The organism is Veillonella parvula (genome assembly GCF_018378075.1).
GTDB classification, from domain to species: Bacteria; Bacillota; Negativicutes; order Veillonellales; family Veillonellaceae; genus Veillonella; species Veillonella parvula_K.
On record NZ_JAGZYE010000001.1, the window covers coordinates 112,734 to 134,598 of the forward strand.

15 protein-coding genes are annotated in these 21,865 nt (G+C 38.7%); 12 read left to right on the forward strand and 3 right to left on the reverse strand.

All coding sequences use genetic code 11. The features are described from left to right. Nucleotides 1-12: 12 nt before the first annotated feature. The 6 genes from smc (at nucleotide 13) to uvrC (ending at nucleotide 11,899) form a co-directional block, all read left to right on the forward strand. Entirely contained in the window at nucleotides 13-3,567 is a 3,555-nt protein-coding gene (gene smc, locus KH286_RS00530) for a chromosome segregation protein SMC (RefSeq protein ID WP_278472368.1), read from the forward strand. Next, a complete protein-coding gene (gene ftsY / locus KH286_RS00535; RefSeq protein WP_004693455.1) occupies nucleotides 3,567-4,502 on the forward strand; it encodes a signal recognition particle-docking protein FtsY in 936 nt (311 codons plus the stop codon). Before smc ends, ftsY begins: the two co-directional genes overlap by 1 nt. A gap of 76 nt (nucleotides 4,503-4,578) precedes the next feature. Further along, nucleotides 4,579-4,875, forward strand: coding sequence for a hypothetical protein (locus KH286_RS00540; RefSeq protein WP_227036835.1), 297 nt, complete (start codon nucleotides 4,579-4,581; stop codon nucleotides 4,873-4,875). Beyond that, a complete protein-coding gene (gene uvrB, locus KH286_RS00545; protein WP_004697449.1) occupies nucleotides 4,875-7,052 on the forward strand; it encodes an excinuclease ABC subunit UvrB in 2,178 nt (725 codons plus the stop codon). Before KH286_RS00540 ends, uvrB begins: the two co-directional genes overlap by 1 nt. A 134-nt stretch (nucleotides 7,053-7,186) precedes the next feature. Continuing rightward, nucleotides 7,187-10,039, forward strand: a complete 2,853-nt coding sequence (uvrA, locus tag KH286_RS00550; protein WP_278472365.1) for an excinuclease ABC subunit UvrA — start codon at nucleotides 7,187-7,189, stop codon at nucleotides 10,037-10,039. 33 nt (nucleotides 10,040-10,072) lie between these two features. Continuing rightward, a complete protein-coding gene (uvrC, locus tag KH286_RS00555; RefSeq protein ID WP_101928181.1) occupies nucleotides 10,073-11,899 on the forward strand; it encodes an excinuclease ABC subunit UvrC in 1,827 nt (608 codons plus the stop codon). 47 nt (nucleotides 11,900-11,946) lie between these two features. On the opposite strand, the gene KH286_RS00560 is transcribed toward uvrC, so the two are convergent. Next, nucleotides 11,947-13,290, reverse strand: a complete 1,344-nt coding sequence (locus tag KH286_RS00560; RefSeq protein WP_101928182.1) for an MATE family efflux transporter — start codon at nucleotides 13,288-13,290, stop codon at nucleotides 11,947-11,949. A gap of 270 nt (nucleotides 13,291-13,560) precedes the next feature. On the opposite strand from KH286_RS00560, the gene KH286_RS00565 reads away from it, so the two are divergent. The 4 genes from KH286_RS00565 (at nucleotide 13,561) to KH286_RS00580 (ending at nucleotide 17,033) form a co-directional block, all read left to right on the forward strand. Then, on the forward strand, nucleotides 13,561-14,220 hold the full coding sequence (locus KH286_RS00565; RefSeq protein WP_278472361.1) for a TerC family protein: 660 nt from the start codon (nucleotides 13,561-13,563) through the stop codon (nucleotides 14,218-14,220). Nucleotides 14,221-14,420: 200 nt separating this feature from the next. After that, on the forward strand, nucleotides 14,421-15,089 hold the full coding sequence (locus KH286_RS00570) for a TerC family protein (protein WP_101928184.1): 669 nt from the start codon (nucleotides 14,421-14,423) through the stop codon (nucleotides 15,087-15,089). Beyond that, nucleotides 15,089-16,579, forward strand: coding sequence for a 23S rRNA (uracil(1939)-C(5))-methyltransferase RlmD (gene rlmD, locus KH286_RS00575; RefSeq protein ID WP_278472357.1), 1,491 nt, complete (start codon nucleotides 15,089-15,091; stop codon nucleotides 16,577-16,579). Before KH286_RS00570 ends, rlmD begins: the two co-directional genes overlap by 1 nt. Before the next feature lie 193 nt (nucleotides 16,580-16,772). Further along, nucleotides 16,773-17,033: a hypothetical protein gene (locus KH286_RS00580; protein ID WP_024062202.1), complete on the forward strand. Its 261-nt coding sequence runs from the start codon at nucleotides 16,773-16,775 to the stop codon at nucleotides 17,031-17,033. Here the strand turns inward: KH286_RS00580 and KH286_RS00585 are convergent, their stop codons facing one another. Beyond that, nucleotides 17,034-17,837: an IS3 family transposase gene (locus tag KH286_RS00585; RefSeq protein WP_058948451.1), complete on the reverse strand. Its 804-nt coding sequence runs from the start codon at nucleotides 17,835-17,837 to the stop codon at nucleotides 17,034-17,036. Between the two features lie 31 nt (nucleotides 17,838-17,868). Next, nucleotides 17,869-18,411, reverse strand: a complete 543-nt coding sequence (locus tag KH286_RS00590) for a helix-turn-helix domain-containing protein (RefSeq protein ID WP_058948452.1) — start codon at nucleotides 18,409-18,411, stop codon at nucleotides 17,869-17,871. A gap of 159 nt (nucleotides 18,412-18,570) precedes the next feature. Here KH286_RS00590 and KH286_RS00595 point away from each other — a divergent pair, with 159 nt between their 5' ends. Together KH286_RS00595 and KH286_RS00600 are read left to right on the forward strand one after the other, a co-directional pair. Continuing rightward, nucleotides 18,571-19,638, forward strand: a complete 1,068-nt coding sequence (locus KH286_RS00595) for an ATP-binding protein (RefSeq protein WP_024051170.1) — start codon at nucleotides 18,571-18,573, stop codon at nucleotides 19,636-19,638. Continuing rightward, entirely contained in the window at nucleotides 19,631-21,865 is a 2,235-nt protein-coding gene (locus KH286_RS00600) for a S8 family peptidase (RefSeq protein ID WP_024051169.1), read from the forward strand. Before KH286_RS00595 ends, KH286_RS00600 begins: the two co-directional genes overlap by 8 nt.

A 21,865-nucleotide genomic window follows, 5' to 3' on the forward strand; every position in this document is an offset into this window, starting at 1 on the left:
AAGGAGGCAGTCATGCAATTACTTCGGTTGGAATTAAAGGGCTTTAAATCGTTTGCGGATAAAACGATTGTAAAATTCTCACCAGGAATGACTGCCGTTATTGGTCCTAACGGAAGTGGTAAAAGTAATATTACGGATGCTATGAAATGGGTATTGGGAGAATCCAATGTCCGTAATTTGCGCGGTCAAAAAGCAGAGGATATTATTTTCTCTGGTACGGAAAAGCGCAAACCTATGAGCGCTGCTGAGGTTACACTTGTGTTTGACAATAGTGACCAACAATTAGATATAGATATGGCTGAGGTAGCCATTACACGCCGTATATACCGCACTGGTGAAAGTGAGTTCCTCATTAATAAGCGATCTTGTCGTTTAAAGGACATACATCTTTTACTAGCAGATACCGGTCTTGGTAGAGACTCCATGGCTATCATTGGGCAGAACCGAATTGATGCTATTTTAAATTCTAAACCTGAAGAACGGCGCCTTATCTTTGAAGATGTAGCAGGTATTTCTCGCTTTAAGATCAATAAAGAAGATGCATTGCGTCGTATTGCCAGTACAGATCGTAATATGGAGCGTGTACGAGACGTAATGGCTACCATTGAAGAGCAATTAGGACCTTTGTCTGAAAAAGCGGAAAAGACTAAAAAATATATGACCTTAAGCCGCGCAAAGCGCGATTATGATGGGGCATTAGGCTTCCACAATTATAAGACCTCTGATCGTCTTTTAACACGTTTTGAAAACGATAATATTGCCTTTAAAGATGAAGAAATTGAGCTTCAAACTGAATTGTCTAAATTAGAGGCTCGTCGTCACGAATTGCAATCGTCCTCGTCAAAAGAGCAGGAACAGCTTAAGTTGTGGGAGGCTCAATATACTGAAAAGCAACGCGATGAAGAACGCTTATCTGGTCATTTACGTCTCTTAGAAGAGCAACTAAAAACAGCGCGCCGTGAATTAGATGAAACGTCTATGCGCATTAGCGAGCTAGAGGCTACGCAAAAGGGCGAGGAGCAACAATTGTGCATCTTAAATCAATTGATTCAAGATGAAAGTGCTCAATTAGTAGAAAAAGAGTCTAATCTAGAAGAATTAGAAGCGAGTTACAAAAAGGCTGTTGAAGATGTAAGGTCAGAACAAGCTAAGTTCCAATCCTTGCAATCCAATCGAGAGGCTTTTGAGAAACGTCAATTAGAAGTTGTGAGTGCTATTGAAACGGCTAAGGCTAGTATTCGGAGCTTAGAAGCTCGCAAGGGGGAAAGTAAAAATCAATGTGCTATTCTAGAATCTGAAATAGCACAGGTAGATAGTGAACTACAAGTCGCTCGTTCTGAATTTGAAGCGCTAGGTCAAAAGTTTAATGCCTTATCTGCTCAACGACAAGCCCTCGTTGATGATGCTAAGGATGCGGTCATAAAAGCGCGTGAAGAGCGTAAGGAATTACAAAAGCTGCGCACTCAAGAACAACGTGCAAAAGGTCGATTAGAACTATTAGCACAGTGGGAGGAACAGCACGAAGGTTACTTAGAAGGCACAAAGAACATCCTCAATGGTAAAGGTTCTTGGCGCGAACAGATCACGGGCGCTGTTGGCGATCTCTTTACGGTAGAGGAGAAATATACTACGGCTATCGAAACGGCCTTAGGCGGTAGTGTTAACCACGTTGTAACTACTACAGCTCGCGCTGCTGCGGAGGGTGTCAATTATTTGAAATCTATCCAAGGTGGTCGCGTAACCTTCTTGCCGATGGATTCTGTTAAAGGTAAACCATATGATACACCGGCTTTACATGAAAGCTGTGTATTAGGCACTGCTGTTGATTGTATTTCTTTTGATAATAAATACGCCCATATTTTCCAATACTTATTGGGGCGCACCTTGGTAGTGTCTTCCATGGATGATGCCATTGGATTACAGAAAAAATACAATCAGCAATTGCGCATCGTAACTCTTACAGGGGAACAATTTCAACCTGGTGGTTCTCTAACCGGTGGTGCCACAAAACGTAAGCGTGCTTCTGTATTGAGCCGCAAGGAAGAGGCTGCTAGTCTTGAACAAGAACTGGTACAAATTGAAGAACAAATTCGCTCCTTAATAGCTAACTTAGAAAGCCTTGAAAAACGGGTTGAAGAGACTGAAAAGGATCAAGCGACTCTTGATGAAAGCTATCAACATACGAACTTACTCTATGTGGCTAGTGAAACAAAGGTACAAAATATACAAAATCAGCTGGATCGTAAGAAACGTGTTCTCCATGAAGAAGAGCAACGTTTAGTACAAATTGATATTGATTTGGCTACTACAACAGCTAACTTGAAAGATCAAGAAACAGCATTAGCTTCCTTGCAAGAGGATCATGGTATGGATGGTAATCAAGGGGCGTTGATGGGTCGATTAACCGTGTTGCAAAAGGTGCAACAAGAGGCGTATGAAGCTTTTACAGAAGCTCGCCTTACTTGTGATACCTTGCGACATACCATTCAGGAACGGGAATCACAACGTGAACAGCGTAATCAGTCTATTTCTAGTATTATTGAGCGTTTAACACCACTTCGTAATTTGTTAGTTAGTACTACACAACGCTATGAAGAGGATATCCCTCTGGCTCAGGAAGTTGCAGAACAAGAGTTGACCTCTGCTACGGCTGAGGTTGAACGATTACGTGCCCTTCGCGATGAAGCTTATGATAAAACATCTACGGGGCGCGAGGAAATGGAATCTATCCTCAGTGAGCAAGACCGATTGAATCAACGCTACAAAGTGGTGCAAGGTCGCCTTGTTGATATGGAAGGTAAAATTACACGTCATCGCATGGACTGTGAGCGCTTTGTAGAAGAATTACAAGAGCTAGGCTTTACTTTGGAAGATGCTCAAGTCCTTCGCATTGAAGGCTCCGTTAGCGATTGGAAGGATGAGCAAGCTCGTTTGATAGCCGAAATTGCCGAATTGGGTCCAGTCAATCCAAATGCCGTTGAGGAATACGAAGAGACTAAAGAACGCTATGATTTCTTAACCACACAATTAGCTGATTTAGATACGGCAAAGGCGCAATTACAGGCGGTTATTGCCGAAATGGATAAGGCGATGAGTACACAGCTATATGATGTATTGGATGTGGTAGGCCGTAGATTCCAAGAAGTATTCAGCCAATTGTTTGGCGGTGGTACTGCGCAAATTGTACTTACTGATCCAGATAATATCTTGACGGGTGGTATCGACTTCTACATTCAACCACCAGGGAAAAAGCGTCAACAATTGACACTTTTATCGGGTGGTGAGCGTGCTCTTACGGTTATCGCTTTATTGTTCTCATTCCTTGACTATCGTCCAGCTCCGTTCTGTGTGCTTGACGAAGTTGACGCGGCGCTTGACGAAGCTAATGTTGAACGATTTAGCTCTTACTTAAATCGAATAAATAAAGAAACACAATTTATCGTTGTATCTCACCGTAAAAAGACGATGGAAGCTGCCGAAGTACTTCAAGGGGTAACCATGGTGGAACGCGGTGTATCGCGATTATTAACAGTAGCATTTGAAGATGTGAAGGAGGATCTAGCATAATGGCATTTGGATTCTTTGATAGAATTAAAGACGGTTTAGAGAAAACTCGTAAGTCTTTTGTAAAAAATGTAGAAAGCATCGTTATTGGTTATGCGCAAATCGATGATGATTTTTTAGATGATTTAGAAGCAGTTATGCTTACTAGTGATCTAGGCCCTAAGACGACAGAATACTTGATGAAAGAAATTCGTCGTGGTGTAACAGAAGGTATCATCAATCATACAGGCGATGTAATGCCGTTTATGGAAGACCGCATCACGGAAATGCTCATCGATCAAGAAGATGAAATTACTTTGCACCATCCTGAGGTTATCCTCGTAGTTGGTGTAAATGGTGTTGGTAAAACAACGACAATCGCTAAATTGGCTAACTATTATACTAAAGAAGGTAAAAAGGTTATCATTGCTGCAGGTGATACATTCCGTGCCGCTGCAGCTGACCAATTATCCATTTGGGCTGATCGCGTTGGTGTGCCGATTGTTAAACATAAAGAAGGCGCAGACCCTGCTGCCGTTGTATATGATGCAATGGAAGCTGCGAAAGCTCGTAATGCAGACCTTGTTATCGTAGATACGGCTGGTCGTCTACATACTAAGGTTAACCTTATGGAAGAGCTTAAAAAGATGGGGCGCGTAGCGAATAACCACGTAGAAGGTGCGCCGCATCAAACATTGCTCGTTTTAGATGGTACTACGGGTCAAAATGCAGTAAGCCAAGCTAAATTATTTGGTCAAGCTGTACCAGTAAATGGTATTGTAGTAACTAAACTAGATGGTACAGCAAAAGGCGGCGTAGTTATCTCTATTAAAGAGGAACTGGGCGTACCCGTACGCTGGATTGGCGTTGGCGAAGGTATGGATGACTTGCGTCCATTTAATGCAAAAGAATTTGCTAATGCACTATTTAATAAAGGAATGATTCAAGGTGACAAATAAATATAACCGGGAATTCTTACTTGAATATGTAGAATCTGAAAATAAAAAAAATGAATGTAATGTTAGCCTAGAAAATATGAATAAGATAGTTAGCTTAATCGAGTACTTCGGTATTGAACTATATCGCCCCATTACGAGATTGCTACTTTCAAACTGGGAAGAAATTACAGAACGTATTAATAACTATACTGAATCAGATTGGATGATGGCTGATGAAATCCAGAAGACCACACCTACACTAGATCGCTTTTCTATTGCTATGCTCATCGAAGTCTTAGAAGGTGAGGATACGTTGAATCAAGCGGAAAATGTAGGTCGTCGTTTGACGGATGAAGAAATGAAAGCCATCCGTAAACATCAGGATGAACAGTAATGAAGCATAGTACATATAATTACGAGGGGGGCCAACCATTTAAAGTGGAGGCGCCCTTTACGCCTACAGGTGACCAACCTACCGCGATTCAATCTTTAACAGAAGGTATTGAACGTGGTGAATGGGCGCAAGTTTTGCTCGGTGCCACTGGTACTGGTAAGACTTTTACAATGGCTAAGGTTATTGAAGCAGTTCAAAAGCCGACCTTGATCATTGCTCATAATAAAACCTTGGCGGCTCAATTATGTAGTGAATTTAAAAGTTTCTTTCCAAATAATGCGGTAGAATACTTTGTATCTTACTACGATTTTTATCAACCGGAGGCCTATATTCCTTCTAGTGATACATATATCGAGAAGGATGCGTCTATTAATGATGAAATCGATAAACTGCGACATAGTGCTACGATGAGCCTTTTTGAGCGCCGCGATGTCATTATCGTTGCCTCTGTTAGCTGTATTTATGGCTTAGGTGACCCTGAGGACTATTCTGATCTTGTATTGTCCTTGCGCTTAGGTCAAACTAAATCGCGCGATGAAATCTTATCTAAACTCGTAGATATTCAATATACGAGAAATGATATGAACTTTATCCGCGGTACCTTCCGTGTACAAGGGGATACAATTGATATTTTCCCTGCCGCTTATAGTGAAAGAGCCATTCGTGTGGAGCTCTTTGGTGATGAAATCGACCGCCTCGTAGAGGTAGATTCCTTGACGGGTGAAGTTATTGCGGAAAGAAAACACGTTGCTGTCTATCCAGCATCTCACTATGTAACGACGAAAGAGAAGATGAATATTGCTGTAGAGCGTATTGAAGCCGAATTAGATGAGCAGTTGGCGAAGTTAAAAGCTGCTGACCGTCTATTGGAGGCTCAGCGCTTAGAACAGCGTACCCGTTACGATATAGAAATGATGCAAGAAATGGGCTATTGCTCGGGCATCGAAAACTATTCCCGTCATATGTCTGAACGTAAGGCTGGGGAAGCACCGTTTACATTGATTGATTATTTCCCAGATGATTTCCTCATCATGGTGGACGAATCGCATGTGACGATGCCTCAAATTCGTGCTATGTATAATGGTGACCGTGCCCGTAAAGAATCTCTTATCGAATACGGTTTCCGTCTTCCTTCTGCATTAGATAATAGACCTCTTCAATTCGATGAATTTGTAGAGCGTATCAATCAAATTGTATACGTATCGGCTACACCTGGCCCATACGAAATGGAAGTAGAAACGAATATTGCAGAGCAAATCATTCGTCCTACGGGCCTATTAGATCCATCTATAGAAATTCGTCCTATTAAGGGGCAAATGGATGACTTGCTTGGAGAAATTCACAAACGAGCTGCCAAGAATGAACGGGTTCTTGTTACGACATTGACGAAGAAGATGGCTGAGGACTTAACGGAATTTTTGAAGGAAATGGGCGTACGAGTTCGTTACCTTCATTCCGATATTGTTACTATTGAGCGGGCTGAAATCATTCGTGATTTGCGGGCTGGCGTATTCGATGTATTAGTTGGTATTAACTTGCTTCGTGAAGGTCTCGATATGCCAGAGGTTTCCTTGGTTGCTATCTTAGATGCGGATAAGGAAGGTTTCTTGCGTTCCGATACGGCCATGATTCAAACTATAGGTCGTGCGGCTCGTAATGTGAATGGTCATGTTATCATGTACGCAGATCGTGTAACAGGTTCCATGCAACGAGCTATCGATGAAACCGATCGTCGTCGTGCCGTGCAAGAGGCTTATAATATTGAACATAATATCACGCCTAAATCTGTATCTAAAGATGTAAAAGAGCTTATCGAATTAACGAAAATCGAAGAAGATATGGTTACCGAGGGAAAGGGACTTTCACCGAAAAAAGGAAAACAAAAAAAATCCTCAGAGGGCATGGACCATGGACACGAATCATATGTTCAAGATACATCAGCACCTAAGGTGGCAGATATAACACCGGAAGAATTGTACAATAAGATTGAAGAGCTAGATCGTCAAATGAAGGCCGCCGCCAAGCAGCTTGAATTTGAATCCGCTGCTAAATTACGTGATCAATTGGGCGTATTACGTCAACAATGGTCCGATATGCATAGTGCAGGAGATAGCAAGTTGAAGAAGCCTGCTTCTACCAAATCTAGAAAGCGGACGAGTCCAAAAAGTAAATCTTAAGAGCAATTTTAAAAGATTGTAAGAAAACACATAGATTATATAGACTATATGTGCGATAATATACATATATTATTTCATGTTAGTAATCGGAGAGATGATGCCGTTTGGTATCATCTCTTTAAATAGGAAAGATAATGAAAGATCAATTGATTGTAAAAGGTGCGCGTCAGCATAACCTAAAAAATATTGATATATCCTTGCCACGTGATCAGTTTATCGTCTTAACTGGCCTCAGTGGTTCTGGTAAATCATCCCTAGCATTTGATACGATTTACGCAGAAGGACAACGACGTTATGTTGAGTCCCTGTCTGCGTATGCACGTCAATTTTTGGGACAAATGGATAAACCCGATGTCGATTATATTGAAGGTTTATCTCCCGCCATTTCTATCGACCAAAAGACGACGAGTCGCAACCCTCGTTCTACGGTTGGTACCGTAACGGAGATTTACGACTATTTACGTCTCTTATTTGCACGCGTAGGTCATGCACACTGTCCAGAATGTGGTAAGCCTATTACCCAGCAAACAATACAACAAATGACCGACGATGTAATGAGCTTTCCCGAAGGTTCAAAGATTTTAGTGCTGGCCCCTATGATTCAAGGTAAAAAAGGGGAACATAAATCGGTGTTTGAACAACTTCGCAAAGAAGGCTTTGTTCGTGCTCGAGTAGACGGTGTAGTGCGTACCTTGGACGAAGAAATTGTATTAGAGAAAAATAAGAAGCATTCCATCGATATCGTTGTGGACCGTCTCGTTGTAAAAGAAGGCATTGAATCTCGGTTGGCTGACTCTATGGAGACCGCTTCAAAATGGGCAGAAGGCATCGTTGTGATTCAAGAGGTAGACGGACCTGAACACATGTATAGCCAACATTTTGCGTGCCCAGATTGTCATATTTCATTACCTAAAATTGAACCGCGTATGTTCTCTTTTAATAGTCCGTTTGGTGCGTGTCCATCTTGTTTAGGGATTGGTTCTACTATGGAGGTTGATGAGGAGCGCATTATTCCAGATGGATCTATTAGCTTTGCCGATGGTTGCGTGCAAGCCTTGAGCTCCAATCCTAATGCTTGGTTTATGCGTCAAGTAGAAGGTCTATTAAAAGCTAATGGATATTCCTTAGACTCCACCTATGATGAATTGCCGAAAGCATTACAGAAAAAGGTGATGTACGGTACGACGGATAAGGTAAGTTTCACCTATGAAAATATGAGAGGTGAGATAAAGGAATTCTTTACTGAGTACGAAGGTATTTTACCGATGGTTAAGCGCCGTCATAGTGAAGCCTCTACAGACTCTATGCGTGAAGAATTTGAAAAGTTTATGTCTATTAAGCCGTGTACTACATGTCATGGGGCTCGTCTTAAACCTGAAGTATTAGCTATTACTGTAGGGGATAAGAATATCAACGAAGTAACGCAGTTAACTATTAAAGAAGCACTCGATTTCTTTGGTAATCTACAGTTAACTGAACGTGAACAAGTGATTGGTGCTCAAATTTTAAAGGAAATCAATGCTCGTCTAGGTTTCCTTAATAATGTAGGTCTCGATTACCTAACAATGAACCGTAGTGCAGGCACATTATCTGGTGGTGAAGCACAGCGTATTCGTCTAGCTACGCAAATCGGCTCTGGTTTGGTAGGTGTATTGTACATCCTAGACGAACCGTCCATAGGTCTACATCAACGAGATAATGATCGACTTATCGATACCTTAAAAGGCTTGCGGGACTTAGGTAATACCTTGCTCGTTGTAGAACACGACGAAGATACGATGCGTGCGGCTGACTATCTCGTGGACATTGGTCCAGGTGCAGGTGAGCATGGCGGTCAAATTATTGCCGCTGGTTCTGTTGACGAAGTTATGAAGGTAAAAGACTCTATTACTGGTCAGTATTTGAGTGGTCGTAAATTTATTGCTCTTCCGGAAGAACGCCGTAAACCAGGTAAGAACTGCATTGAAATTCGCGGTGCTAAGGAAAACAATTTACAAAATGTAAATGTAAAATTTCCTATTGGCTTGTTTAATGTTGTTACTGGTGTCAGCGGTTCTGGTAAGTCTACCTTGATTAATGAAATTCTCTACAAAGGTTTAGCTAATCAATTATATCGCTCTAACCACAAAGTAGGGGCTCATAAAGAAATCCGTGGTCTTGAACATATCGATAAAATCATCAATATTGATCAAAGCCCTATCGGACGTACACCTCGTTCCAATCCAGCTACATATACAGGTGTATTTGATGCCATACGCGAACTATATAGTCAAACACCGGAAGCAAAGATGCGCGGTTACAAACAAGGGCGCTTTAGCTTTAACGTAAAAGGTGGCCGTTGTGAAGCTTGTCGTGGTGACGGTATCATTAAAATTGAAATGCACTTCTTACCAGATGTGTATGTACCTTGTGAGGTTTGTAAGGGAGCCCGTTATAACCGAGAAACCTTAGAGGTTAAATACAAAGGTAAATCTATTGCAGATGTACTAGATATGACGGTAGATGATGCGGTTGAGTTCTTCAGCGCTATTCCGAAGATCAATCGTAAAATGGTTACCTTGCAAGAGGTGGGTCTTGGCTATATTCGTTTAGGTCAAGCCGCAACAACCTTATCTGGTGGTGAAGCACAACGCGTTAAATTAGCTACTGAATTAGCTCGTCGCAGCACAGGTAAAACGCTATACATCCTAGATGAACCTACTACAGGTCTTCACGCCGAGGATATTCGCAAGTTATTACACGTATTGCAACAACTCGTAGAGGGTGGCGATACAGTTGTCGTTATCGAACATAATTTAGATGTTATTAAGATGGCTGATCACATTATTGATCTTGGTCCTGAAGGTGGTAATCGCGGAGGCACTATCGTGGCAATTGGTACGCCTGAGGAAATTGTTAAGGTGAAAGAAAGCTATACCGGGAAATTCTTAGGTCCTGTATTGGAACAGACTAAGAAATTTATGAAAGCTGCAAAAAATAAGAAATAAAACATCTAAAAATCTACAAGGAAAGGAGGAAATATGCCGTCTGAAGAATTACTGGAAAAGGTTAGCCATTTGCCAACTACACCAGGCGTATATTTGTGGCGTGATCAATATAACCGAATTATTTATGTAGGTAAGGCTATTAACTTGCGAAATCGTGTGCGTTCCTATGTGCGTAACGATGCAAATCGCGCACCAAAGGTTACGGCCATGATGAAACGAGCCGTCGATGTGGAAGTCATTCAAACAAAAACGGAGATGGAAGCGCTCATCTTGGAGAATACACTTATCAAGGAGCATGAACCGAAATATAACATTAGACTTCGTGATGATAAGACATACCCATATGTAAAAGTCTCTGTGCAAGAGGATTACCCACGCGTATATATGACGCGTCGTTTAGAGCGGGACGGAGCCAAGTACTTTGGCCCTTTTACAGATGTCACATCTGTTCATGTGGTACTGAAATTAATACGACAGTACTATCCATTGCGTACCTGTAAGTCTATGAAGGTAGAACGCCCATGCTTACAGTATCATATGCATTACTGCGAGGCGCCGTGTTTTAATAAAATATCGGTACCCGATTATCGGAAGTATATTGACGAAATCATAGAACTTTTTGAAGGTAAACCTATACCATTGCTAAAGGAAATTAAATCAAAGATGGAGGCTGCTGCAGAAGATTTGCGCTTTGAAGATGCTGCACGTTATCGTGATCAATTGTCTAGCATTGAAAAGATACAAGAAAAGCAACGCATGGTTACTCAACGTGGCGATTTAGACGTCTTAGGATTGGCTGTAGATACATCGATGGCCTGTGTACAGTTGCTATTCATCCGCGGTGGTCGTCTGTTAGGCCGTGAGAATTACTTTGTGCAACATGATGGCGATAGTTCAGAAACCATTATGACAGACTTTATCAAGCAATACTATGGAGATACAAACTTTATTCCTAAAGAGTTGTTACTACCTATGGAGAGTACAGATAGAGACTTATTAACAGAATGGTTTACACAGCTCAAAGGTCAACATGTAGATGTATCTGTGCCACAACGTGGCTATAAGATGGATATGATTAAGATGGCGCATGAAAATGCGGAAACCTTCCTTGAAGAACGTCGCCGTCAGTGGCAGCACCAAATCGATAAGACTGGCGGAGCGATTAAGAAGCTAGCCGAGATTCTCGACTTACCACGCTTACCGGAACGCATGGAATGTTTCGATATCTCCCATACACAAGGCTCTGAAACCGTGGCGTCCATGGTTGTCTTTGAAGGTGGCAAGCCAGCGAAAAAGGAATATCGTCGTTTTAAATTGAAAACTACGCAAGGTAAATCTGATGACTTTAAGTCTATGGCTGAAATTATGGAACGACGCTATGGTAATGAAACAGATTGGCCTATGCCAGACCTCATTATTATCGATGGTGGTAAAGGTCAGCTCAATGCAGCTTTGCCGTTGATTCGTGCAGTAGGTGTTACTGATGTGCCAGTTATCTCTTTGGCTAAGCGTATTGAAGAGGTCTTTGTAGAAGGGCAATCTGAAAGTATCATTTTGAGTCATCACACGCCGGAACTTCAATTACTCCAACAAATTCGTGATGAAGCCCATCGTTTTGCCATTACTTATCACCGTAAGTTGCGGGGCAAGCGAAATCTTGAATCTATTCTAGATCATATTGAAGGCATCGGTCCTAAACGCCGTAAGGCCTTATGGGCTCACTTTAATAGTTTAGAGGCCATGAAAGAGGCATCTATTGATGAACTAGCAAATGTAGAATCTATGAATTATAAGACGGCAGAAACACTATATAATTTCTTCCGTATGTCCAAAGTAGAAAAACAAGATATACTGAAATAAAAAAGAGCATCTTACATAAGATGCTCTTTTACTGTATTAACTGTTATTTAGTTTTGTTTACGTTGAATGTACCATGTACGCCATGTGAATAATATACCTGCTACTAGTACGCTAGAGAGTAAGCCAATCCATACGCCAAATGGTCCATAATTAGGATTTTTAGCAAGGGTATAAGCTGTTGGAAAACATACACCCCAATAGGAAATGAGTGAGATGTAAAGAACTACTTTAACATCCTTGTAGGCTCTTAGAATACCTTGTAATGGAGTACCTATGGCATCGATGGCAGCAAAAAATACGCCATACCCAAGGAAGTGATAAATAAGCTCATATACTTCATCATCATTGGTAAATAGATCAGCAATATTATCCATATGAGTGAACGTAAAGGCGCAAATGAGAACGGCTATGATGATGGCCAATACACGAGAAATATAAGAGTATTGAATGGCTTCCTTTTTTCGCCCTGCACCGAGTTCATAAGCAACGGCAATGGTAGAAGACATGGCAATGCTTAATGGTAAGCAGTAGAATACATTAGTAAAGGAAATAACCGATTGATGAGCTGCTACTACAGCAGATCCAAAGTGAACCATTAAGAGACCAGCAATGCTAAAGATACTAGCTTCAAAGAAGATGGAAAAACCTATGGGAATACCAACTTGTAATTGTTCACGGATATAGTGGAAATTAGGACTATGGAAATCTTTATAGATGCGATAGCCTTTTAACTTAGGATGCAATAGAATGACTAAGCTAAATAGAATAAAGTTCGTCCAACAGGCACCAGCAATACCGTAGCCAGCTCCAACGCCACCAATTTCAGGAAAGCCGTAATGTCCAAAGATGAGTGCGTAGTTTAAGAATACGTTAATCACAAAGCTTGTAAAGACAATGGCCATGGAGTAATGCGTCAATCCGTGAGAATCGACTGTATTACGCAAGGTATTTACCCAGAGTAATGGGAATAAACCAAGTGCAAAGGCTTTCAGATAACTAATACATACCTCGGTGGCAGCGGGTTCAAGATTTAAATATGTCAATAAAGGGCGTAAGCCGAATATACCAATTAATAAAATTAAAAATGCTAGTCCTGTACCGATGAAAAGGCCTTGATGAAAGATTATTGGAATATCATCTGTTTTCTTAGCTCCTAATAGTTGAGAAATGATTGGCGTGATACCCATTAATGTACCTTGTGCAAAGATATAGAAGAGGAGCCACAAATTATATCCCGTAGCGACACCAGCTAAATCAGTCGTACTATATTGCCCCGTTAAAAAGATGGCGATGAAGGTAGCCCCAATCAGGGAAAATTGAGTGATGCACATTGGAGTAAATAGTTTTATGAACAACCATAATTTTTGCAGTATAGAATATGTTTGATACATACTAACCTCCCTAGTAACGATATACTATACCATACCATAAAGTAGCTTAATTTAATAGCCAAAACCTAAGAAAAAAAGGAATTAAATATATAAAGAAATAGAGCCCATATTATGATTATGTAAGGGGAGAAATGAGCTTATATAAACTATCTTATTTAATAAGATAGAGTTATGATAAAAACGTATATATATGTTGATAATTGAATTTTACACTACCTTACTATATCGATTATAATATATACACTGTTATTTTATTCTAAGGAGGATACATTGGACATCTTAACTGTACAAGGATTATTGGCGATGCTTCAAATCATCGTTATTGATATTTTATTAGCTGGTGATAATGCCATTGTTATTGGTATGGCGGCTCGCAACTTACCCGCAAATTTACAGAAGAAGGCGATTTTCTGGGGCACAGCTGGCGCCATTATTTTACGTCTTGTTATGGCATTCCTATTTGTAGAGGCATTGAACAATATTCCTGCTTTACGTTTAGTAGGTGGTATCCTTCTTTTATGGATCGGTTACAAGCTTGTTGTTGATGATGAAAGCGAGCACAATATTGAGGCTAAAGATAACTTGCGCGCTGCTATCATGACCATTGTTATTGCAGATGGAATTATGGGTATTGATAATGTTATTGGTGTAGTTGGTGCCGCTGGTGGTGATATGACATTAGTTGCTATTGGTATGCTTATTACAGTACCTATTATCATTTATGGTAGTACTTTATTTGTAAAAGTGATCGAACGCTTTCCAATCATCCTTTACGTTGGTGGCGGTATCCTTGCCTGGGTGGGTGCAGCGATGAGTGTGGAAGATAAATTAATTTCACATACCGTAGAACCGTATGCATTACTCATCAAAGTCGGAGCTGTTATCCTCGTAGTAGGGGCATCTTTGTTAGCTAAGAAACTTAAAAAATAATGTAATAAATCTCTTCTTCTAGTCATAGGAGGAGAGATATTTTTTCGTAAAAGTATAGCCATTATAAAGAACCTTATAGGCTAATCTTAAGAATAACAGTGGTAATCTAAGAGCTTTCTTTTAGATGAGAAAATAGAGAATTTGTGGTATAGTTAAGGGATAGTTATTGAATTAGCAGAGTGAATTGAGGTAAGTATAGAATGGAATTTTTAGAAGCTGCAACGTGGATAACGATTAGCAAAATTATTTTGATCGATATTTTATTGGCAGGAGATAATGCCGTCGTTATTGGTATGGCAGCGGGTAAATTGGCGCCAGAATTACAAAAGAAAGCCGTTATCTGGGGTACAGTAGGGGCTATTGGAATGCGCCTTGTATTTGCCACTCTTTTAGTGGAAGCACTTACTTTAATTCCTCTTATTCACTTAGGTGGTGGCCTTGTACTTGTATGGATTGCCATTCAACTCTTAAAAGGCGGAGATGAAGAGGCACATATCGAAGCTAAGAATTCCTTAATGGGAGCCATTTGGACAATCATTGTGGCTGATGCGATGATGAGTATCGATAATGTAATTGGCGTAGTTGGTGCCGCTAAAGGACATTTAGAGCTCGTTATTGTTGGTATGTTGATTACTGTTCCCATCATTGTGTTCTGCTCCACACTATTTGCTCGTATCATCAATAAGTTTCCTGTCATTCTTTGGGCTGGTGGTGCGTTATTAGGTTGGGTTGCTGGTGAAATGATTGTGGAAGATCCACTTCTTATGCCATATATTCAAGGTGAAGAATTGCTCGTGAAATTTGGCACTGTATTCTTCGTACTTATCGTAACTGGCATGATTAAAATTTGGAAGAAAAGAGACTCGTAATGAACGGTACAAGTTGTACATCTCGTAAAAAGAAATCTAAACAACAACGTAGAAATGGTAATCGTGCGAATACAGGTCAATCAGTTACTAGTACATTATCTAAGAAGCAACAGGCCATACTCAATGCTCCAGTTAAGTTAGGTGATGAAGTATTAGTTACTATTCATGGTATCGGTAGTAGTGGTGAAGGTGTAGGTCGTGTAGATGACTTTACGGTTTTTGTTCCCTTTGCCTTGCCTGGGGAAACCGTGAAAGTATCCATCAATATGGTGAAAAAGACTTATGCTACAGGGCGTCTGTTAGAAATTGTTACCATGGCTCCTAATCGTATCGATCCGCGCTGTGATCTCTATGGCTTTTGTGGTGGATGTCAGTTGCAACACATTACCTATGAAGGCCAGCTTTCACTAAAAACACAAAAGGTGAAGGACGTTATCGAACGCATTGGTCATCAAAATCCAGAACTTGTAAAACCAGCATTGGGACCTAAAGAACCATGGGCGTATCGTAATAAGATGCAAATGCCTGTGGGTGGGACTAAAGGGAATATTCAAATGGGATTCTATGCGATGGGATCACATGATATTGTGCAAGGTACGAATTGTCCCATTCAAGATGAAGGTAATAATATCATTGCTCAAGCTTGCTACCAAATTGCTAAAGAATTTGATATTGAGCCTTATGATGAACATACTGGTAAAGGTGTGCTACGTCATGTAATCGGTCGCATTGGACAATCTGGATGGATGATTATCCTTGTAACCGCGACAGAACACTTGCCACATCAAGAGAAGTGGGTTGAAAAATTAACTGAACGAGTTCCCCAAGTGGAAACCATTGTTCATAATGTAAATGGGAAGCGTACTAATGTTATATTAGGGCCTAAAAATACTGTTCTCTATGGGGATGGAACGATTACAGACCATATCAAGGATTTACGGTTTACCTTATCTCCACATTCCTTTTTCCAAGTTAATCCTGAACAAACTACGGTGCTGTATGACCAAGCGCTAGCTTATGCGGATCTAAAAGGAAATGAAACAGTTATTGATGCGTACTGTGGTACAGGCACTATTTCACTATTCTTGGCACATAAGGCAAAACATGTTATCGGTATTGAAATCGTAGAACCTGCTATTATCAATGCTCGTGAAAACGCCCAACGCAATGGCTATGATAATACAGAGTTTATCGTTGCCGATGCGGCCGTAGAAATGCCAAAACTTTACAAAGCAGGCGTACGACCTGACGTTATCGTATTCGATCCAATCCGGGCGGGCTGTAAAGAAGAAGTACTAACCTCTGCGGCGGGTATGGAACCAAAACGTATTGTCTACGTATCCTGTAATCCTGCAACCATGGCACGAGACATTGAAATACTAACACACTACGGCTATGAACTACAAGAAGTACAACCTGTAGACATGTTCCCTATGACAGCGCATGTCGAAGCTGTTGCTTTGCTTACTAGGAGCGAAGCGACGCAGTGAGCATTAGCACTGCCCATACGATAGGCGTCCAAGAACACGAGGGAAAGACGAAGTGTGATTGGAAACGCCGAACCGCTGAGGCAGTGGCTTTGCTTACCAAGAGTGAAAGGACGCCCATATAATCAAATTTAAAATAGAAAAACCTAGAATTCATTTAAATTACAATTTTAGATTTAATCTTGTGAGGGATAATATGGATTTTATACATGATAGACATAGTAATATCCTTTTCAGTCTTTATGGTAGTAAAGTAAATAGAATTAAAATTCATAATAAAACATTAACGTTAACAGTTGACGAAATGTATCAATTGGTAGATGGTGAAGAAAAAGCATTCTCAGGAGAAATATGTTTTAACAACTGTGATTTAGATTTGGGGAATGTACTGATATTTAACAAAACCTTGGGTGAAGGTCGCTTTTTGATCTGCACCCATTTTCTTGGACAGATATAATTAAGCTATTCTTTGGGAATGAGTTCGGTATTCTACCGGGCTCATTCCTTTTAATTTGAGCTTAATACGTTTTGTATTGTAATAATCAATATAATCTTTTAATTTGTTGATAAAATCTTCATAGGAAGTAGATTCCTCTAAATATAACAACTCTGATTTTAGTAAGCCAAAGAAGTTTTCCATCACGCTATTATCCAAACAGTTTCCTTTTCGAGACATACTTTGGATGATAGCGTGATTTATTAATGTTTCTTGATAACTGCTATGCTGGTACTGCCATCCTTGATCTGAATGTAAGATGCAACCTTTGCTATGTGGCCTGTTCTTAAAGGCTTTATCCAGCATAGATAACACCTGTGTTAATACAGGTCGTTCTGATATTTCATAGGATACAATTTCTCCATTATACATATCTAAGATTGGTGATAAATAAACCTTACGCCCAAACAAGTGGAATTCGGTAATATCTGTGGTCCATTTTTGATCTGGCTTTGTTGCAGTAAAGTTTCGCTTAATAATATTAGGAGCAATTTTTCCTTCTGTACCTCTATATAAACGATACTTCTTTAGACGAACTTTGCATGTTAAGTTTTCTTCCTTCATAATACGCATCACAACTTTATGATTTATATTGAAGCCTAATTTATGTAATGCTATTGTGATTCGTCGATATCCGTAACGACCCTTGTTCATCGATACAAGGGTACGAATAGCGTCTCGTTCCTCTATATATTTGTCCCCTTTATTTATGCTGGCTAGGCGCGCATAATACGTACTTCGACTAATACCAAAGTATTTGAGCATAAACTGAAGCGGATATATTTTTCTTAATCTTTCAATGGCAATTGCTTGTGCTTTTTTTTACGGCTCGATTAGGTTTAGCAATTTCACGCATTTCTTTCATAAAGTCGTCATAAAAAGATATTTCATACTTTAATCGAGCATTTTCAGCTTCCAGTTCTTTAATACGTTCCTTATCTGATTTTTGGCTTGAATCTACTTGTATCTTAATTTCTTTCTTAGTCTTCATAGGTGGTCTACCTTTAGGCTTGGGTTGCAACCCCAAAATCCCTTCTTCTAAATACCGCTTTTGCCATGTAGCAATTAGACTAGGGTTATCTAAATTAAATAATTCTGCTGTTTCTTTAAAGGATAACTTATTCTTCCACCTAGCTTCAAGAACTTTACGTTTAAAATCTGCTGAAAATACTTGTGTACCAATTTTATGGGTCAAATTATGATTAAGGTTAAATTTGTGTAGCCAATTTTTTATAGTACTTTCTGGCACCTCAAGCTCTTTAGCAATTCTAAATCGACCCCATCCTTTTTCAGAAAGATAAATTGCCTTTTCTTTTACTTCTTTTGAGTATTTTGACATAAAAAACTGCACCTCCCAAAATTGTGTCCAAATTTTGGGGTGCAGTTCACTAATATAACCTTTGACATAAAAAGCAAAAGTTTGAATATTTGTCCCATAAGTATAGAATTATGTCCCAATATATGATATAATAAAAAAGAAAATAGGAGGTATAGCAATATGAAAAAACAAAATGTTTTGAATTTAATAAAATACCATGTGGAAAGGAACGAAAATTCCTTTAGAAATGAAGCGATAGCAATAGCAAGATATTTTGATAGCATAGGAGATTATCAGTTATCCGAATATATTATGGGGTTAATATCTGAATCAAATTTATATTCACCACAAAGTAGTGATTTTGAAAGTGAGTTTTTAAAGCAAGTTGAAATAAGAAATTTAGAGGCTTTAAATTTACCGCTTGAAATAACAGAGGATATAAAAGGCATTATTAATGCTGTAAATCATAATGTTGGTATTAATAAATTTTTATTTGAAGGATTACCGGGAAGTGGAAAAACAGAAGCAGCAAAAAATGTTGCAAGATTGCTGGATCGCTCTCTTTTTAGAGTGGACTTTGAAAATCTGATAGATAGCAAGTTGGGGCAGACTAATAAAAACATTATAAAAGTCTTTAGAGAAATAAATATGCTTCCAAATGCAAATAAGGTTGTGGTTTTATTTGATGAAATTGATGTTATTGCTTTGGATAGAATTAATTCTAATGATATTAGAGAGATGGGAAGAGTAACATCTACGATTTTAAGAGAATTAGACAGATTAACAGATCTTAATAAAGAAATAGTGCTTATTGCAACTACTAACCTATATTCCAATTTTGATAAGGCATTAGTCAGAAGGTTTGATGCAGTTATTAATTTCAACAGATATAGTGATGATGATTTAATAGAAGTAGCGGAATATTATTTTTCTTCGTTTATCAAGAATTTTAAAGGAATATCCAAAGATACAAGATTATTTAAAAAAATATTGAAGACAGCAAAAAAAATACCTTATCCTGGAGAATTAAAAAACATTATAAAAACATCACTTGCATTTAGCGATGTTAGTTCTGAGTATGATTATTTGAAAAGATTATACAATAGCTTGATAGGAAGTTTAGATCAAAAGGATATAAACCAGCTTCATGAGGAAGGATTCACTGTAAGAGAAATAGAAAAATTAAAAGGGGAGTCTAAAAGTGCTGTCTCAAGAAAGTTAAAGAAGGAGGAAGTAGATAGTGAATAATGTCTTGGAATTAAAAGGGAAACGCTTTTTGCAAACCAGTAAAAATGGTATGCGTGGTGGTATAGCCATGAACGGGAAAGTGGAAGTCAGTACAGAGCATTTGTTAAGATTAAAATCTCAGCTAATTCAGATTAAAGAATTTTGGGATAAAGAAACAAAACCATTTGAAGGGATTTTAGTTAGCGTTTATTACAATAAAATTGTTGCAAAAAGTAATCGAATCGCCGGACTTTTTAAAGGTGCGGATTCTAATGAAGCAATTGTTGGAGCAAAATTTAATAGAGATAAGAGCAAACACATCATAACATATTTTCTTGATGAGTATGATTTGATAAAAAGTATAGAATTGATTTCAAATACTTTAAATATATTGTCCCAAAAATTTGCAGGCAAGATCAGCAAGAATATATTTGAAGATAAAAATATTGTCAATCCACGAGTTTTTAAAGATCTTTCTGTGAGTATGTCAATATTTAAACAGGTGATTGCAGATGTATCATACATTGATTCTTTTGAAGTAGAGTTACCTACGATAGATGTAAAGCAGAGCATTATAACTTTGTATGACGTAAGAAAAGATACCAAACTATTATTTGAAAGATTAGGGATAGATATTTTAAGTAGCAGAATTTTAGATAATCAAACTGTTTACTTAGACGAAAAGCAGGTAGGACTACTTTTCGAAAAAGCACCTTATCTTGTTTCAATGGCAACCGTTGATTTATCAAATTTATCACCTGATGATTTTATCAATGAGTATCAAACAAAAATGGTAACTATACCATCCCCATCTATTGAACCAACAATTGGGGTGATAGATACCTTATTTGATGAAAGTGTTTATTTTAGTGATTGGGTTGAATATCATGATATGGTCTCAGAAGATATACCAAAAAATCCAAAAGATTATAATCATGGGACAGCAGTGTCTTCCATTATTGTTGATGGAGCAAGATTAAATCCTTGGCTGGATGATGGTTGTGGAAGGTTTAAGGTTAGGCATTTTGGAGTAGCGGTAGGTGCTGAATTTTCTTCATTTTCAATAATAAAGAAAATAAAGAGTATTGTAGTAAATAATTCAGATATAAAAGTCTGGAATATTTCACTTGGTAGTAATCAGGAAATTAATGACAACTTTATTTCTGCTGAAGCTGCAACATTAGATAAAATTCAGTTTGAAAACAATGTAATATTTGTTGTTGCAGGAACAAATAAACCAAGTGCAGATATAGTAAAAATAGGATCTCCGGCAGATTCTGTTAATAGTATAGTTGTAAATTCAGTTAGTAAGAATGGTATGTCTACTAAATATGCTCGTAAAGGATTAGTATTATCTTTCTTTGCAAAGCCAGACGTAAGTTATTATGGCGGTAGTGAAGAAGAATACATTAGGGTTTGTGAACCTTTAGGGGCGGCAAGTGTTGCCGGTACTTCCTATGCTGCACCTTGGATTGCAAGAAAATTATCCTATTTAATTGATGTATTAGGGCTTAACAGGGAAGTCGCAAAAGCTATGATTATTGATGCAGCGAGAGGTTGGGATGAAAAACCAACTCCTGAAGAAGTTGCCTTATATGGGCATGGAATTGTACCCATTCATATAAATGAAATTATTCAAACAAAAGATGATGAAATAAAATTTGTGGTATCAGATATTAGTGAAAAATGGAATACTTATAATTATGATTTTCCTGTTCCTCTAAAGGATAATAAGTACCCCTATATTGCAAAGGCTACAATGTGCTATTTTCCACTGTGTGATAGATTGCAGGGGGTGGACTATACAAATACGGAATTGAATTTGCACTTTGGTCGAATAGGAGATGATAAAAAAATTAAGGATATTAAAGGTGATAAACAGAATACAGAAGACACATTAGATGGAGAAAGAAATTATCTTGTGGAAGGTGAAGCAAGAAAGCAGTTTAGAAAATGGGATAATGTAAAGTATATTGCAGAGAGTGCTACAAAAAGAATGATACCAAAAGATTCTTATAGAAATAAGAATTGGGGCATGGAAATAAAAACAAATAACCGATTAGCTCCTCAAGATGGCGTAGGAGTTAGGTTTGGTGTTGTTGTAACACTCAAAGAAATGAATGGAGTTAATAGAATTGATGAATTTATCAGAAGTTGTACATTGAATGGTTGGCTAGTAAATGTAATTGATATTGTTAATAGAGTAGATATTCACCAAAAAGTGAATGAAGAAATTGAGTGGGAGTAA

Coding starts and splice junctions, on each gene's coding strand:
- KH286_RS00585 (WP_058948451.1), bottom strand. CDS start 17,837: ATGCTCAAATACTTTGGTATTAGTCGAAGTACGTATTATGCGCGCCTA.
- KH286_RS00570 (WP_101928184.1), top strand. CDS start 14,421: ATGGAATTTTTAGAAGCTGCAACGTGGATAACGATTAGCAAAATTATT.
- smc (WP_278472368.1), top strand. CDS start 13: ATGCAATTACTTCGGTTGGAATTAAAGGGCTTTAAATCGTTTGCGGAT.
- KH286_RS00560 (WP_101928182.1), bottom strand. CDS start 13,290: ATGTATCAAACATATTCTATACTGCAAAAATTATGGTTGTTCATAAAA.
- KH286_RS00580 (WP_024062202.1), top strand. CDS start 16,773: ATGGATTTTATACATGATAGACATAGTAATATCCTTTTCAGTCTTTAT.
- KH286_RS00540 (WP_227036835.1), top strand. CDS start 4,579: ATGAATAAGATAGTTAGCTTAATCGAGTACTTCGGTATTGAACTATAT.
- uvrA (WP_278472365.1), top strand. CDS start 7,187: ATGAAAGATCAATTGATTGTAAAAGGTGCGCGTCAGCATAACCTAAAA.
- uvrC (WP_101928181.1), top strand. CDS start 10,073: ATGCCGTCTGAAGAATTACTGGAAAAGGTTAGCCATTTGCCAACTACA.
- rlmD (WP_278472357.1), top strand. CDS start 15,089: ATGAACGGTACAAGTTGTACATCTCGTAAAAAGAAATCTAAACAACAA.
- KH286_RS00590 (WP_058948452.1), bottom strand. CDS start 18,411: ATGTCAAAATACTCAAAAGAAGTAAAAGAAAAGGCAATTTATCTTTCT.
- uvrB (WP_004697449.1), top strand. CDS start 4,875: ATGAAGCATAGTACATATAATTACGAGGGGGGCCAACCATTTAAAGTG.
- KH286_RS00595 (WP_024051170.1), top strand. CDS start 18,571: ATGAAAAAACAAAATGTTTTGAATTTAATAAAATACCATGTGGAAAGG.
- ftsY (WP_004693455.1), top strand. CDS start 3,567: ATGGCATTTGGATTCTTTGATAGAATTAAAGACGGTTTAGAGAAAACT.